Origin of the sequence: Pseudomonas sp. RA_35y_Pfl2_P32 (assembly GCF_963970735.1) — a bacterium.
Lineage (GTDB): Bacteria > Pseudomonadota > Gammaproteobacteria > Pseudomonadales > Pseudomonadaceae > Aquipseudomonas.
Map to the genome: position 1 here is coordinate 207,982 of NZ_CAXAQF010000005.1, position 13,272 is coordinate 221,253.

Annotated in this window: 15 protein-coding genes and 1 pseudogene; 3 read left to right on the forward strand and 13 right to left on the reverse strand. The window is 61.9% G+C overall.

Annotated features, from left to right (window positions below):
* Positions 1-34 precede the first annotated feature (34 nt).
* Both AACY45_RS07060 and AACY45_RS07065 read right to left on the reverse strand, forming a co-directional pair.
* On the reverse strand, positions 35-1,516 hold the full coding sequence (locus AACY45_RS07060; protein WP_339544780.1) for a glycosyltransferase family 2 protein: 1,482 nt from the start codon (positions 1,514-1,516) through the stop codon (positions 35-37).
* Positions 1,517-1,605: 89 nt separating this feature from the next.
* On the reverse strand, positions 1,606-2,916 hold the full coding sequence (locus AACY45_RS07065; protein ID WP_339544781.1) for a nucleotide sugar dehydrogenase: 1,311 nt from the start codon (positions 2,914-2,916) through the stop codon (positions 1,606-1,608).
* 888 nt (positions 2,917-3,804) lie between these two features.
* Here AACY45_RS07065 and AACY45_RS07070 point away from each other — a divergent pair.
* A pseudogene (locus tag AACY45_RS07070) lies at positions 3,805-3,954 on the forward strand (helix-turn-helix domain-containing protein); the annotation flags it as partial.
* Between the two features lie 148 nt (positions 3,955-4,102).
* On the opposite strand, the gene AACY45_RS07075 reads toward AACY45_RS07070, so the two are convergent.
* From AACY45_RS07075 to AACY45_RS07085, 3 genes are all read right to left on the reverse strand, one after another.
* Positions 4,103-4,468 carry a glycine zipper domain-containing protein gene (locus AACY45_RS07075; RefSeq protein ID WP_095165526.1) on the reverse strand — a complete coding sequence of 122 codons (366 nt, stop codon included), beginning with the start codon at positions 4,466-4,468 and terminating at the stop codon, positions 4,103-4,105.
* Between the two features lie 346 nt (positions 4,469-4,814).
* The gene (locus AACY45_RS07080; protein ID WP_339544782.1) at positions 4,815-5,006 is read right to left on the reverse strand and encodes a hypothetical protein; all 192 of its coding nucleotides are present in this window, start codon (positions 5,004-5,006) and stop codon (positions 4,815-4,817) included.
* Positions 5,007-5,148: 142 nt separating this feature from the next.
* Positions 5,149-5,469, reverse strand: a complete 321-nt coding sequence (locus AACY45_RS07085) for a YbjQ family protein (RefSeq protein WP_339544783.1) — start codon at positions 5,467-5,469, stop codon at positions 5,149-5,151.
* 111 nt (positions 5,470-5,580) lie between these two features.
* Here AACY45_RS07085 and AACY45_RS07090 point away from each other — a divergent pair, with 111 nt between their 5' ends.
* The gene (locus AACY45_RS07090; RefSeq protein ID WP_339544784.1) at positions 5,581-5,775 is read left to right on the forward strand and encodes a hypothetical protein; all 195 of its coding nucleotides are present in this window, start codon (positions 5,581-5,583) and stop codon (positions 5,773-5,775) included.
* A gap of 1 nt (position 5,776) precedes the next feature.
* Here AACY45_RS07090 and AACY45_RS07095 read toward each other — a convergent pair whose 3' ends face one another.
* Entirely contained in the window at positions 5,777-6,112 is a 336-nt protein-coding gene (locus AACY45_RS07095) for a hypothetical protein (RefSeq protein WP_339544785.1), read from the reverse strand.
* A gap of 179 nt (positions 6,113-6,291) precedes the next feature.
* On the opposite strand from AACY45_RS07095, the gene AACY45_RS07100 reads away from it, so the two are divergent.
* Entirely contained in the window at positions 6,292-7,020 is a 729-nt protein-coding gene (locus tag AACY45_RS07100; protein WP_339544786.1) for a Crp/Fnr family transcriptional regulator, read from the forward strand.
* Here AACY45_RS07100 and AACY45_RS07105 read toward each other — a convergent pair.
* The 7 genes from AACY45_RS07105 to AACY45_RS07135 all read right to left on the reverse strand — a co-directional run bounded on the left by AACY45_RS07105 (position 7,003) and on the right by AACY45_RS07135 (position 13,271).
* The gene (locus AACY45_RS07105; RefSeq protein WP_339544787.1) at positions 7,003-7,830 is read right to left on the reverse strand and encodes a sensor histidine kinase; all 828 of its coding nucleotides are present in this window, start codon (positions 7,828-7,830) and stop codon (positions 7,003-7,005) included. The genes AACY45_RS07100 and AACY45_RS07105 overlap by 18 nt on opposite strands.
* Positions 7,831-7,872: 42 nt before the next feature.
* Entirely contained in the window at positions 7,873-8,433 is a 561-nt protein-coding gene (locus tag AACY45_RS07110; protein WP_339544788.1) for a lipid-binding SYLF domain-containing protein, read from the reverse strand.
* 148 nt (positions 8,434-8,581) lie between these two features.
* Positions 8,582-9,736 (reverse strand): iron-containing alcohol dehydrogenase, encoded by a 1,155-nt coding sequence (locus tag AACY45_RS07115; RefSeq protein WP_339544789.1) that lies wholly within the window; start codon positions 9,734-9,736, stop codon positions 8,582-8,584.
* Positions 9,737-9,752: 16 nt separating this feature from the next.
* Positions 9,753-10,907, reverse strand: coding sequence for an iron-containing alcohol dehydrogenase (locus AACY45_RS07120; protein ID WP_339544790.1), 1,155 nt, complete (start codon positions 10,905-10,907; stop codon positions 9,753-9,755).
* 8 nt (positions 10,908-10,915) lie between these two features.
* Positions 10,916-11,563, reverse strand: coding sequence for an ATP-binding cassette domain-containing protein (locus AACY45_RS07125; RefSeq protein WP_339544791.1), 648 nt, complete (start codon positions 11,561-11,563; stop codon positions 10,916-10,918).
* The gene (locus AACY45_RS07130) at positions 11,560-12,330 is read right to left on the reverse strand and encodes an ABC transporter ATP-binding protein (protein WP_339544792.1); all 771 of its coding nucleotides are present in this window, start codon (positions 12,328-12,330) and stop codon (positions 11,560-11,562) included. Before AACY45_RS07130 ends, AACY45_RS07125 begins: the two co-directional genes overlap by 4 nt.
* Positions 12,327-13,271, reverse strand: coding sequence for a branched-chain amino acid ABC transporter permease (locus AACY45_RS07135; protein WP_339544793.1), 945 nt, complete (start codon positions 13,269-13,271; stop codon positions 12,327-12,329). The genes AACY45_RS07130 and AACY45_RS07135 overlap by 4 nt, the downstream gene beginning before the upstream one ends.
* Position 13,272 lies beyond the last annotated feature (1 nt).

Genomic DNA, 13,272 nt, shown 5'->3' on the forward strand with positions numbered 1-13,272 from the left:
CCTGGCTTCAAGGTTTTTTGGTCCTTTTCGCCGATCACACCACGAACATCAGCAGGGCTAGAAAGACGCTGCCCGCGGAGAAGGTCATGGCGCGTGAAGACCAGGTGTTGAACCAGCGCGAAAAGCTGGCCAGGTCGCGATTAAGCTTGGTGTTCTGGCGGGTCCAGGACTGCCGGTCAAGGCGGAAGAAGACATACACCTTCACCAGCGCGCCCATGATCTGGTTGTAATAGAGGATCAGCGGATAGGCCGGCCCCACCTTGTGCCCGGAGGCCAGCAGCAGCAGAGTCAGCGCCAGGCGAGTGAGGCCGATCCACAGCAGGTACACCATCAGGAAGGCGAAGCCGTACTTGAGGCTGGCAATGATCGCCACGGTGGGCCCCAGCAGGCTGGTCCACATGGATACGCGCTGGTCGGCCAGCACCAGGCAGGTGAACCAGCCCAAACGATTCGGGCCCAGGCCCAGGGCGCGGGAGTTCTGCCGCAGGTTGTTGCCGTACCAGCGGAACATCAGCTTGCGGCTGGCCTTGATGAAGCTTTTCTCCGGCGGGTGCTCCACGGTGTTGATGGACGCGTCCGGCACATAGAACGTGTCGTAGCCCAGGCGCATCAGGCTGTACCAACTGGACTTGTCGTCGCCCGTGAGGAAGCGGAAGCGTCCGAGGCGCCAGTGTTCCAGATGGTCGCTCTCGACGTCGGCGATGAAGCCAGGATTGGTCACCACGCTGGTGCGGAACACCGACATGCGCCCGGTCATGGTCAGCACACGCTTGGAGAGCGCCATGGCGCACATGTTGAGGTGGCGCTGGGCGAAGCGCAGCTTGTGCCACTCGCTCATGATGTAGCTGCCGCGCACTTCGCAGAACTCGTTGGTGGTCAGGCCACCGACATTGGGGAAAAGCTTGAACCAAGGCACGGTTTTCTTCACTACGCCCTGCTCCAGTACGGTATCGCCATCGATCACCGCCACCACCGAATCGTCGTCGGGCAGGTGTCGGGAAATGGCGCGGAAGCCGTGGGCCAGGCCATCGCGCTTGCCGGTTCCGGCGATGCGCACGAAGTCCAGCCTGACCCGCTCCGGTGGGTTCATCTGCCGCCACAGGCTCTCGATCAACAGCTCGTCCGAACGCTCAACGATGGAACACACCACGGTGGTCGGGTAGCCGCAGGCGATGGCCTCGCGGATCACTGAGTGGTAGACCTGAGCGGTAGTCAGCGCCTCGATGCGAAAGCTCGTGACCAGCAGGAACACGTGGGACGGGGCCGCTTGCGCACCCAGCTGCCGCACTTTGCGCCGATACCAGGGGAACACCAGATAGAGGAAGATCATCCCCCGCACGAAATGCACGGCGCCCATGGAATAACGCCAGATGCCAATCACACCCAGCAGAAGAATGAAATCGACGGACTCCGGGTCGAAGGTGCTGCGCGGCAGCAGCAATGCCATCCCCATGAGCGTGATTACCAGCAGTAACCACCCTGCGGCAGTGCGCAGGCGACTCTGAAAAACATCCATGTTTCGGACCTGTATGACTGATCAACAATTCGGCAACAGGAGCGCCGCGCCTGTTGCCAGGGCGCCCCACGAGCATCACTGCAACGGTTCTACCAGCAGATACCCTCTAATCCGCCACCGCTGGACTGGCGCATAAACCCCACCAGGTCGAAGACCTGCTTGTCGGCGGGAGCCCGTTCTGCGAGGAACGCGAAGGCTTCATCGCCGTTGCCCAGGACGATCACGTCGGCATTGGCAACCACTTCGTCGAAATTGGACCGCAGCAACGACGAAACATGGGGAATCTTCGACTCGATGTAGTCGCGGTTGGCGCCGTGAACACGGGCATACTCGACGTTGCTGTCGTAGATGCTGAGGTCGAAGCCCTTGCCGATGAGCATCTCGGCCAGCTCCACCAGCGGGCTTTCACGCAGGTCGTCGGTACCGGCCTTGAAGGACAGCCCCAGCAGCGCGACCTTGCGCTTGTCGTAACTGGCGATGATGTCGAAAGCTTTGCGCACCTGCGCGGCGTTGCTGCGCATCAGCGACTCGATCAGTGGCGACTCGACGTCCAACTGGCCGGCGCGGTAGCTCAGCGCGCGCACATCTTTGGGCAGGCAGGAGCCGCCGAAGGCGAAGCCCGGGCGCATGTAGTAACTGGACAGGTTGAGCTTGCGATCCTCGCAGATCACCGCCATCACCTCACGGCCGTCGACGCCGACCGCCTTGGCGATGTTGCCGATCTCGTTGGCGAAGGTGACCTTGGCCGCGTGCCAGACGTTGCAGGTGTACTTGATCATCTCCGCGACTTCGATGGTCTTGCGGATGATCGGCGCATCCAGCTCGCGGTAGATCTCTTCCAGCAGGTCGCCCGAGGTGCTGTCCAGCTCGCCGATCACCGTCATCGCCGGATAGTCGTAGTCCTTGATCGCGGTGCTCTCGCGCAGGAACTCGGGGTTCACCGCCACGCCGAAGTCCACACCGGCCTTGAGCCCGGAATACTGTTCCAGGGTCGGAATCACCACATTGCGCAGAGTGCCCGGTAGCACCGTGCTGCGTACCACGACCGTGTGACGGGTGGTCTTGAGCGGTAGAACCTGGCCGATCTGCCGGCACACCTCTTCGATGTAGGACACATCGAGGTCGCCGTTGCGCTTGCTCGGCGTCGGCGGTGCGAGGAAGGAAATATCGGTTTCGAGGACGGCCTCGCGAACATCAAGGGTGCCGCGCAGCTTGCCGCTGGCGACCCCTTGCTGCAGCAGCTCGCCCAGACCCGGCTCGACAATGGGCGATTTGCCACTGTTGATCATATCGATCTTGAGAGCCTGAACATCGACCCCGATGATCTGATGCCCTCTTGTCGACAAGCATCCGGCACATACCGCGCCGACGTAACCCAGACCAAATATGCTGATTCGCATGCGACGAACGCTCCTTGCAACTTAAGGTCATGGAATGTCCCTATAACATTCCCGTATCCATTTACAGGCAACTTGAATCCACGACCTGTAAACAGTAGGACTGCGCCATTTACGCCGCCCTAAATACATCAACTTGAGTAACTTCAATATCGCTTGTGAACACCCACACGAACGCCAATTACCGTCATAAAAAACAACGGTACCCGCAAGCACAAGACAGACGATAGAAAAGTGAGTACAGCACTACCGAAGCTACGAACCCGTTCTTCAATAGCTCCAGACCGGGGCATATGGTGAGCACTTAAACAAAGCAAAGCAATAGAGCCATTAAAAATAAACCACAAATAATGGTTTTTGTTTAATGGCGCCAAAACAACGACAGCACAGGAATTCAACAGTCAGACAAAGTTAGTTGTCAGCTTTATGACGACAATATATTTACGTCAGCCGAGCAGCATTAACGCGCCAAGTTACTCGCCATATTAATGACGGCTATAATATGACACTCGATGCTATTTTTATGGCGCCGCGCTTTCGTCAACGTTTCAATGCCAAGGAGGCGCACTTGAGGTGCATTACCGCGCGAAGCCCCCTGTATCGGGGCTGGAATGCTCGAGTGCTTGCGACAGACTCATCGGACGCGATTTTGATGTTTGCAGCCAATACGAATAAATAGCTGTCTGGGTAACGCGGGGGCGATGCAGACCAGGATGCTGATTAAGCACTTTATAAAAATGTCGGTCAGTGCTGCCGCGGTTGGAGGCTCGAACCCGCTAAGATCCGCTGAGACAGAGTTCATTGTTCCCAGACGGGTTTTATTGTCTAAATTCACTGGGCCCGCAAAGCCGTCAAGCAACTACTGCAGATACACAGTGACCACCTAGTGATATTCAAATCATCAAGGGCGCGGACGGCGAGCCGGTCTTTGTGGTCATCCCCTATCAGCACTACATCAGCCAACAGGGCACTAACGAGCTGATTGCACACTCGGTGGTCAGCCGCCTTGTCGACGGGGCCACCCCGATCCGCGTGTGGCGCTAACACTTGAACCTGACTCAGGAAGTGGCCAGCGCATTCGCCATCCGCGCGGATCAGTTGGCGCTGTAAAGCCTGGCGGTGCGCGACCAGCACAAACAAAGAAGCCCGACCATAGGGCCGGGCTTCTCTGGTGCATCACCGCGAAGGATCAGTGACCCTTCTTGCCCATGCTGTTACCTACCGCGCCACCGGCGGCACCGCCCAGGCCGGCGCCGATGGTCGCACCATTCTTGCCACCCAGCGAACGCCCGATGACCGAACCACCGGCCGCGCCGACACCCCCGCCAATGGCGGCCTTGGTGCGATTACCCTTGTGTGCGCCCGCAGCACCACCGGCAGCGCCGGCCACGCCTGCGCCAATGGTCGCGCCGGTGCTGCCACCGAGCTTCTGACCGACCACATTGCCCAACGCGCCACCCAGGCCGCCACCCAACGCCGCGGTGCCATCACCGGAAGCCATTGCACCTTGAGCGACCAGAAGCCCCAGAACCAGAGCAGGCAGAGTTAAACGCATGACATGAACCTCAAACAGAGTACTGAATCGTAGAAATAGGCTGCTAATGAAGGGGGGCGGTCCCGACGAGGACCCTGCCAACCTTCCTGTGCGCGAGAGTTGGACAGCAATTAGCTGAAGAGTTTTATCGCAGGCAAAAAAAAGCCCGCTGGGGAACGGGCTGACAAGACTTGCTTTTAACGGATGAGCTGAGCCTACGTAACGTCTTGTGAAAGAAACGTGAAACACCCCAACCACTCCCGGTTACATTGATACAAAATATGACAAGCCCTCTCCTCCCTTCGTCGGCCGCTGAACCGCAGGCACAAAAAACCCCGCACATCGGCGGGGTCAGTCGGGTTGTCGATCACTTGCGCAATGGCACGATAACCTTGGGCATGAACGGTTTGCGGGTCGTCCGACTCACCGTGGACACACGACCCTGGACCGGTTTGCTGGGTGTTTGGTCAAACCCCGAGAGGTAGTCCGTCTGCCCGCAGTGCACACAGTTATTGATCGGGTACTCAGCGCCATCATCTTCAATGTACGGATTGCTCATTTCTGCGTCCCTCCCTACAGGCCGATACCGGCAAACAAGCGTTTGCCTGAAAAGCACAGACCCTCAAGAGATTCCAGACTAGCCGGTCATCCCCAGACTACCCATTCAAAACAGCCTTCGCCGACGAATGGCCCTACTCGGGTTACTTGAGCTTGACGGCGGTACCGGTGACAAAGACCACCAGCATGCTGCCCTTGCCAGAGGGCATGCTGATTTCAAAGTTGACCCCCACCACCGCATCGGCCTGCAGGCTGCGGGCGCGCTCCTTGAGCTCGTCAGTGGCCTGGGCACGGGCTTCGCGCAGGGCTTTCTCCAGGGTCTGGGAACGCCCGCCGAAAAAATCCCGCATGCCGGCAAACATGTCCCGCACCACGTTGATGCCCTGCACGGACTCGGCGCTGACGATGTCCAGGTACGCCGCAATCTGCCGGCCTTCAATGGAGTGGGTAGTGGTGGTGATCATGAGAACTTCCTTGATGGACTAATGGCGGCCGCGAGGCTGGCCTAAGTCATGGAGACGTACATACTGGGTACTGGCGGCACAGATTCTGCCATTGAGCGTGCGGGAGCCTGTATGACGGTCTTTCTACTGCTGTACCTGTGCACCGACGCCTCGCGCAGCGACTGCCAGGTGATTGCCGTTGAACATTGGGTGCAACCCGATGCTTATCAACAATGCCTCGCGGCCGCCCGGCAACTGACCAAGGACCTCACCGCGAAAAACCGCCAGAGCAATTATTTCGTCTGTGAAACCCAAGCCAGCCCATGAGCTACAGGCAATCGCGCACCGCCTTGCGCAGGGCTTGCGACTTGGCCCACGGCGGCCCCTGATACAGCGAAACCTTGCTGCCGTCCTTGTACTTGACGATATCGAGGATCTCATCGGCGGTAATGATGCTGGGCGCATTGATCCGCCAGCCGTTGGAGATCTGGGTCTGGGTAGCCTTGGGCACCTCGCGCTGCCAGGCTGGCAACACGCAAGCCGCGTACTCCTTGGGCGGTTTGGCGGTCTCCTTGCTCAGGTTCGGCTCCCCCGGCACCAGCGAGGCCGGTAACGAACACCCCGCCAACACCACGCACCCCAGCGCTGCCATCCATATCCGCATGATTGTTCCTTGCACTCAAAAAGGAAAATGTAGCCTCACAACCCAAGCTCGGCCAGCGACCTGGACGCCATTGGCGCCGAGAATCGAACTCGGCTTTAATTTTACTGATGCACTTGGCACTCCTTACCGGAGCCCTCCGGTAGCGCCCTCAGATAGTTTTCCTACACTCGGTGATGCCTATGCCTGACGCACCAAAAACCCGGCAGAACCACTTACTGGCGGCCCTGCCGGCACAATCGCTGGAGCGCCTGCTGCCTTATCTCGAACCGATCAGCCTGCCGCTCGGCAAAGTGCTCTACGAGTCGGGGGATGCCCTGCGGCATGTGTATTTCCCCACCGACTCTATCGTGTCCCTGCTGTACGTCATGGAAAACGGCGCCTCGGCAGAGATTTCGGTGGTCGGCAATGAAGGCCTGATTGGCATTGCCGTGTTCATGGGCGGGGAAAGCACGCCGAGCCGGGCGATTGTCCAGAGCGCCGGGCATGCCTTTCGCCTGCCCGGTCAGCGCCTCAAGGACGAGTTCAACCGTCACGGCGAAATGTTGCTGTTGATGCTGCGCTACACCCAGGCCCTGGTTACGCAAATGGCCCAGACCGCCGTGTGCAACCGCCACCACTCCATCGATCAACAACTGTGTCGCTGGTTGCTGCTGTCCCTCGACCGGCTGCAGGACAACCAACTGATCATGACCCAGGAACTGATTGCCAACATGCTTGGCGTGCGCCGCGAAGGGGTGACCGATGCCGCCGGCAAACTGCAGCGCCTGGGCATCATCGAATACAGCCGCGGGCACATCAGAGTGCTGGACAGGAACCGGCTCGAACAACTGAGCTGTGAGTGCTACGCCGTGGTCAGGAAAGAAACCGACCGCCTGCTGCCCTACGTGCCGTTAAAACCGCGTGGCTGAGGCAAGGGGAAACGTGGCGGTAAACGTGGTGCCCTGCTCGACAGAGGAACTCACCCTGACCTCGCCCAGATGCGCCCGGGCAATTTCCCGGACGATGAACAGGCCCAACCCGACACTGCCGGGCCGCCCGCGCTCGTGGTGGCCACGCACCATCGGCTCGAACAGATGGTCCAGCAGGTGCGGGGCGATTGGCGCGCCCTGGTTGTGCACACTGATCAACACCTGCGCCTCGACACGGGTGGTCACCGTCACCTCCCCCTCACCATAATCCAGGGCGTTGCTCACCAGATTGCCCAACAGTTGGCAGAGCCGATCCCGGTCCGCCATGAACAGCCCCTGGCCGACGCAGCGCAGGGACAAGACACGCCCGGGGAACACCAGGCGCAACTCCTCCAGGCACTCGCCCACCAGCGCCTGCACATCCACCGCGACCAGCGACACCGCCACCCCGCGGCCCGTTTGCCGCTGAGTCAGGTCCAGCAAGTCGGCAATCAAGCGCTGTGCACGCTCGGCGGCATGGGTGATGTGCCCGAGCAGTTGCAACTGTCGGACGGGCAGGTCCTGGCGCTCGAGCAATTGCACCGCCATGCTGATCGCCGCCAGGGGATTGCGCAGGTCGTGACTGGTCACACCCATCAACTGCTCGGCAAACCGCGCCCGGCGTTCTGCCACGCGCACCGCCTCCTGCGCGGTCACCAACGCGCACTGCATCCTGAGCAGGCGCAACTGCGCGGCATGGCTCGGACCGATTTCGGCCCGGAACAAGCTCATGTCATGAACGCTGTCGTAATAGGACGTACTGGGGCGCATGCTGTGACTCCGAGGCGTCTGGGCGCTCGCGCACCCAGGCACTCACCGCTGGATCAGGGAAATCTTGGTGCCCTCGATACTCACGCCCGCCATCAGGCCTTGTTGATCGAACACGAACGCATAGGCATCGTCTTTCAAGGTCGAACTGGAGAGGTTTTTCGCCAGCCCCTGGTCAACCAGGACCACGGTCGGCCCGACTCCGACTTCCCAGCCCTTGGTATCACGGACATAGGCGACGGCCTTGTCCGTCATCAGGAACACCGCATAGGCATAAGACTGGGCACCCGCCTGCAACCCCCAGGAACCCGTCACGGAGTTGTAGTAGCTGTCGGCCTTGGTGCCCTTGAACATCACGCCCTCCCCATAACTGCCGCCGAACACCAGACCGGCCTTGATGACGTTGGGGAACACCAGGACTGCCTTGGCCGTGCTCGACATCGTCTGCGCCAGCGGGTGGGCTTTATAGAGGATCTGCAGGGCTTGCCGGGCGTCCTTGTCCAGGTCTTCGGCGGTTGCGGCACTCGCCGAGTTGAGCAAGCCGCTCGACGCCAGGGACAGCGTCGCCAGCGCGATAAACACGATTGAGCGTAATGAGGTGGTCATGAGCGTACTCCAGTGTCGGCAGGATCAAGTGACTCGTGACCCAAACATGGAGGAATACGCAGGGCATGTCTGTTCGCTGGCGCACGTTGGGGCGTCGGGCAAGGCCATCGCAGTTGCCCCGCCCAACACCTCAGCCGCCCGCTTGCGGTCAAAAAATCCCGCGATAGATGGCCTCGACCTCCCGCTCCGTCATGTCCCGCGGATTGCTGTCGATCAACCGGCGAATGCCCACCACCACTTCCGTGGCCATCGACGGGATGGCCTGCTCATCCACCTGCAGCTTCGACAAACGGGTCTCCAGGCCGCTGTCGCGCACCAACGCCTCGATGGCCAGGACAAACGCCTCGGCCGCCGTCGCCTCATCGGCAAACTGCTGGTCCGGCAGCAGATACGCGGCCAGTTCAGCGTATTGGCGCTGTGCCTGGGCAAGGTTGAAGCGAATGATCGGCGCCATGACCAAGGCATTGGCATGACCGTGGGGAATATGGAAGCGCGCCCCCAGCGGATAGGCCAGGGCATGGATCGCCGCCACCGACGCGTTGACGAACGCCATGCCCGCCATCAGCGAGCCTTGCAGCATCGCCGTGCGCGCCGCGACGTCGCGCCCATCGGCCAGCACCTTGGGTAGATTGCGCCCCAGCAGTGCCAGGGCGGCGGTGGCCAGGCTGTCGGCAATCGGGTTCTTGCGCGTGCGGCTGGTGTAGGCCTCGATAGCATGCACCATGGCATCCAGGCCGGTGGCGGCGGTGACCCTGGGCGGCAGGCCGAGGGTCAGCTCGGGGTCGAGCACCGCCACGTCGGGCAGCAGTAGCGGGGAATACACCACCTGCTTGCACTGCTGCTCATCGGTGATCACCGAGACCCAGGTCACCTCCGACCCCGTGCCAGCGGTGGTCGGCATCAACACCAACGGCACCCGTTGCCCCAGCGCTTTATCGGTGCCGTACAGGTCCTCCAGGGACTGCTCGCTGTTGACCAGCAAGGCCACCAGTTTCGCCGCATCCAGGGAGCTGCCGCCCCCCAGCCCCAGCACCCCATCGACCTTGAACGCGCGCGCCTGGGCCGCCGCCTGCTTGACCACAGAGGCCGAAGGATCGGGCACCACCTGGTCGAAGACCGTCACCTGGCAGCCAGCCGCTTGCAAGGCCCGTTGCGCACCGGCGGCAAAACCCAGGCTGACAATGCCCGGGTCGCACACCAGCATCACCCGTTGCGCGCCCAATCCGCTGAGCACCTGCCCAACCTGTTGCAGGGCACCGGCTTCACACAGGATGCGCGGTACGCTTCTGAATTCGTAACTCATGAATCACTCCTTCGCCCTACAGCACCGAGGCGTAGATGGCATGAATATCGTCGCGGTTGAGGGGACGCGGGTTGTTGATCAGCAAGCGCTCGACCTTCAGCGCGTCCTCGGTCAGCCGGGACAGGTCCTGGGCCGTGACACCCACCTCCTGCAATCGCTGGGCAAATGGCATGCGCGCCACCAGGCGGGTCATGAAGTCGATGAACCCCTCGCAGGCTTCGGCCGCATTAGCAAAGCGCTGCTGCGGCACTACCGCCGAGGCCAGTTGCGCGTACAGCGGCTCGGCCGCCGAACGGTTGAAATTGAGCACGGGCACCAACACCAGGGCATTGCTCAAGCCATGGGGCACATGAAACTGCCCGCCCAGCGGATAGGCCAGCGCATGCACCGCCGCCACCGGCGCGTTGGCGAACGCCATGCCAGCCAGCATCGACCCCAGGAGCATGTCCGAGCGCGCCGACAAATCCCCCGGCTCGGCCAGCACCCGATCCAGGTTGCCCGCCAGCAAACGCAGGGCCTGCACCGCCAGGCCATCGGACAAGACGTTTTTCTTGTGCACGCTGGTGTAGGCCTCGATGGCATGGACCATCGCATCGACCCCGGTCATGGCGCTGATCGCTGGCGGCAGGCCGACAGTCAAGCGCGCATCCAGCAAGGCGATGTCCGGGTACAGCAGCGGGCTGACCACGCCCTTCTTCTCGTGACTGGGGGTGGTGACGATGGCCACGGCCGTGACTTCGGACCCGGTGCCCGCGGTGGTCGGCACCTGGATCAGCGGCAATCGCGGTCCCTTGGCCAGGTTGATGCCATAGATCGCCTCCAGGGACTGCTCGTGACCACACAGCAGCGCCACCAGCTTGGCGGTGTCCAGAGAACTGCCGCCGCCCAACCCGATGACCGCCTGGGCGCCACACCTGCGCGCCACCTGCACCGCATCCAGCACCGCAGCCACCGGCGGATCAGCCTGCACATCGCTGTAGAGCGTGACCTGCACGCCCAGCTCGCGCATCGCCGCCAGCGGCGCATCGAGCAAGCCGGCGCGCAGCAGGCCCGGGTCACTGACCAGCAATACCCGCTCGGCTTTCAGCTCGCGGCACAACTGCCCCAGGCGCAAGGCGCCGTCAATTTCACAGATCACCCGGGGGGTGGTTTCAAAGGTCAATGTCGACATTGTGTTCCCTACCCTACTGTCACGCTGCCGCGCTCGATGCGAAACAACGCATCGACCAGGTCAGCAGAATGAGTGTCATCGGACTCGCTGATCAGCACACACAAACCTTCCTGGCCGAGCTTGGCGATCACCTCGCTCAGGCGCCGCGACAGCACGGGCGCCACGCCCTCGAAGGGCTCGTCGAGCAACAGCAGCTTGTTCCCGGGCATCAACGCCCGGGCCAGCGCCACCAGCTTTTGCTGGCCGCCCGACAGTTGCATGGCCTTGCGGTCGCGGAACTGGGCAATCTCCGGGATCAGGCTGTACACCCACTCCAGGCGGCGCTGACTGTCGGCCAACTGATTGGCCCAGACCGGCAGCAGGATGTTCTCCTCCACCGTCAACGCCGGGATCAACCGTCGATCCTCCGGCAAATAGCTGATACCCGCCGCCGCCCGCTTGAAGCTGGGCAGGGTGCGCAGGTCTTGCCCGGCAAAGGACAGGTCACCCGCGTCGGCGTCCAGCAAACCCATGATGGCGCGGATCAGGGTGGTCTTGCCGGCGCCGTTGTGCCCGATCAACCCCACCATCTGCCCGGCGCCCACGGTCAGCGACACCTGGTGCAGGATCGGCACCCCTTCAATCGACACACTCAGGTTGCGAATCTCAAGACTCATAGCGCGGCCCTCAGGTGAACTTTCTGGCTACCGGTGACGAACTCCTGCACCCGGGGATTGGCCAGCACCTGTTCCGGCACCCCGTCGGCCAGTACTTCACCGCTGTAGAACGCGAGGATGCGCGAGACGTAGCGACGCACCACGTCCATGTCGTGCTCGACAAACAACACCGTCACCCGGCGCTCGGCGACCACCCGCATCACCGTGTCCATCAGCGCGGTTTTCTCTTCGGCGCTGACCCCACTGGTGGGTTCGTCGAGCAGCAGCATCTGCGGTTCGCCAATCAACGCCATGGCGATATCGATCAACTTGCGCACCCCCTGCGGCACGGCGGTAACCTGGGTGTCGCGCCAGCGGGCGATGTCGAACTGCGCAAGCATCGCGTCGGCCAACGCCACCCGCGCCGCCGTGCGCATCGGTGCCAGCAGCGAGGGAAACGGGTTCTGCGCCGCCGCCACGGCAATCAGCAGGTTGTCCATGACGCTCAACTGCGGGAACAGCTGGGCGACCTGGAACGAGCGGGCCATACCCAGGCGAGTGATTGCCCGGGGCGTGCGGCCGATGATCGACTGGCCATTGAATAGGACCTGGCCACTGCTGGGTTTCAGGTAGCCGGTGACCATGTTGATAAAGGTGGTCTTGCCGGCGCCGTTGGAGCCGATGACGCCGACCACTTCACCCGGCCGGATGCGCACGTTGACATCCTTGGCCGCGGTGACCGCGCCAAATGCCTTGCACAGTCCGTGAGTTTCGAGAATGCAGCTCATGCCTTGGCCCTCCGCGCTTGTCCGGTAAACAGGCTCCACAACCCCTTGGGCAGGAACACGATGATCGCCAGCAAGGTGAAGCCCAGAATCATTTGCCAGCTATGGGGCACCAGCTCGATGGCATAGGTGCGCACCACCGCAAACACAATCGCCGCGATAAAGGGCGCCGCAACGTGGGCGGTACCGCCGAGCAAGGCGATGAACACGAACTCGCCGGAGGTGATCCAGTACGCCATTTCCGGGTCGATGTGCCCGGCCGACAGCGCCATGAAGCCGCCGCCCAGGGCCGACACCGCAGCCGCCGCGACGTAGTTCATGTACAGCACCCAGCGGGGGGACTGGCCGAGGTACTCGACGCGCACTTCGTTTTCCCGGATCGCTTCGCACATCATCCCGGCACTGCTGCGGCTGTAGCGGTGCAGCAACACCGCCAGCACCGCGCAGACGCCCACGATGATGATGAACAGCGCAAGTGGCGCCTGACCCTGGGCCGGGCTCCAGCCAAACAGGCTCCAGGCCTTGACGTTGAAGCCGTCGGTGCTGCCCAGGGCCGAGCTTTTGACCAGCACGCCGTACAGGATCATCGAGAACGCCAACGACAGCATGGCGAAAAAGATCTCGCGGTAGCGGGTCATCAACAGGCCCAGCAGCATCGCCAGCAACACGGCCGCGCCCACCCCGATCACCAGCAGCAACGCCAGGTCAGAGATGTCCAGGAAGTGCCCGCTCATGCCCACGGCATAACCACCGACGCAGAAGTACAGGCCCTGGCCGAAGGTCACCAGGCCCGCGCGCATCTGCATCACCACACCCTGCACCACCATCGACTTGGCCAAGGCCATCGTCAGCAGGAACACCAGCCATTGCGGCGCAATCAAGCCGCCGGCGGCCAGCAGCAGCGCGACGCCGAGCAGTATCAGTTCGGTTCTATTGAGGCGCATA

Excerpts from the sequence above, each read along its gene's own strand:
- AACY45_RS07075 (WP_095165526.1), bottom strand. The coding sequence starts at position 4,468 with ATGCGTTTAACTCTGCCTGCTCTGGTTCTGGGGCTTCTGGTCGCTCAA.
- AACY45_RS07105 (WP_339544787.1), bottom strand. The coding sequence starts at position 7,830 with ATGCGCCCCAGTACGTCCTATTACGACAGCGTTCATGACATGAGCTTG.
- AACY45_RS07065 (WP_339544781.1), bottom strand. The coding sequence starts at position 2,916 with ATGCGAATCAGCATATTTGGTCTGGGTTACGTCGGCGCGGTATGTGCC.
- AACY45_RS07080 (WP_339544782.1), bottom strand. The coding sequence starts at position 5,006 with ATGAGCAATCCGTACATTGAAGATGATGGCGCTGAGTACCCGATCAAT.
- AACY45_RS07095 (WP_339544785.1), bottom strand. The coding sequence starts at position 6,112 with ATGCGGATATGGATGGCAGCGCTGGGGTGCGTGGTGTTGGCGGGGTGT.
- AACY45_RS07060 (WP_339544780.1), bottom strand. The coding sequence starts at position 1,516 with ATGGATGTTTTTCAGAGTCGCCTGCGCACTGCCGCAGGGTGGTTACTG.
- AACY45_RS07135 (WP_339544793.1), bottom strand. The coding sequence starts at position 13,271 with ATGCGCCTCAATAGAACCGAACTGATACTGCTCGGCGTCGCGCTGCTG.
- AACY45_RS07110 (WP_339544788.1), bottom strand. The coding sequence starts at position 8,433 with ATGACCACCTCATTACGCTCAATCGTGTTTATCGCGCTGGCGACGCTG.
- AACY45_RS07115 (WP_339544789.1), bottom strand. The coding sequence starts at position 9,736 with ATGAGTTACGAATTCAGAAGCGTACCGCGCATCCTGTGTGAAGCCGGT.
- AACY45_RS07125 (WP_339544791.1), bottom strand. The coding sequence starts at position 11,563 with ATGAGTCTTGAGATTCGCAACCTGAGTGTGTCGATTGAAGGGGTGCCG.
- AACY45_RS07120 (WP_339544790.1), bottom strand. The coding sequence starts at position 10,907 with ATGTCGACATTGACCTTTGAAACCACCCCCCGGGTGATCTGTGAAATT.
- AACY45_RS07085 (WP_339544783.1), bottom strand. The coding sequence starts at position 5,469 with ATGATCACCACCACTACCCACTCCATTGAAGGCCGGCAGATTGCGGCG.
- AACY45_RS07100 (WP_339544786.1), top strand. The coding sequence starts at position 6,292 with ATGCCTGACGCACCAAAAACCCGGCAGAACCACTTACTGGCGGCCCTG.
- AACY45_RS07130 (WP_339544792.1), bottom strand. The coding sequence starts at position 12,330 with ATGAGCTGCATTCTCGAAACTCACGGACTGTGCAAGGCATTTGGCGCG.
- AACY45_RS07090 (WP_339544784.1), top strand. The coding sequence starts at position 5,581 with ATGACGGTCTTTCTACTGCTGTACCTGTGCACCGACGCCTCGCGCAGC.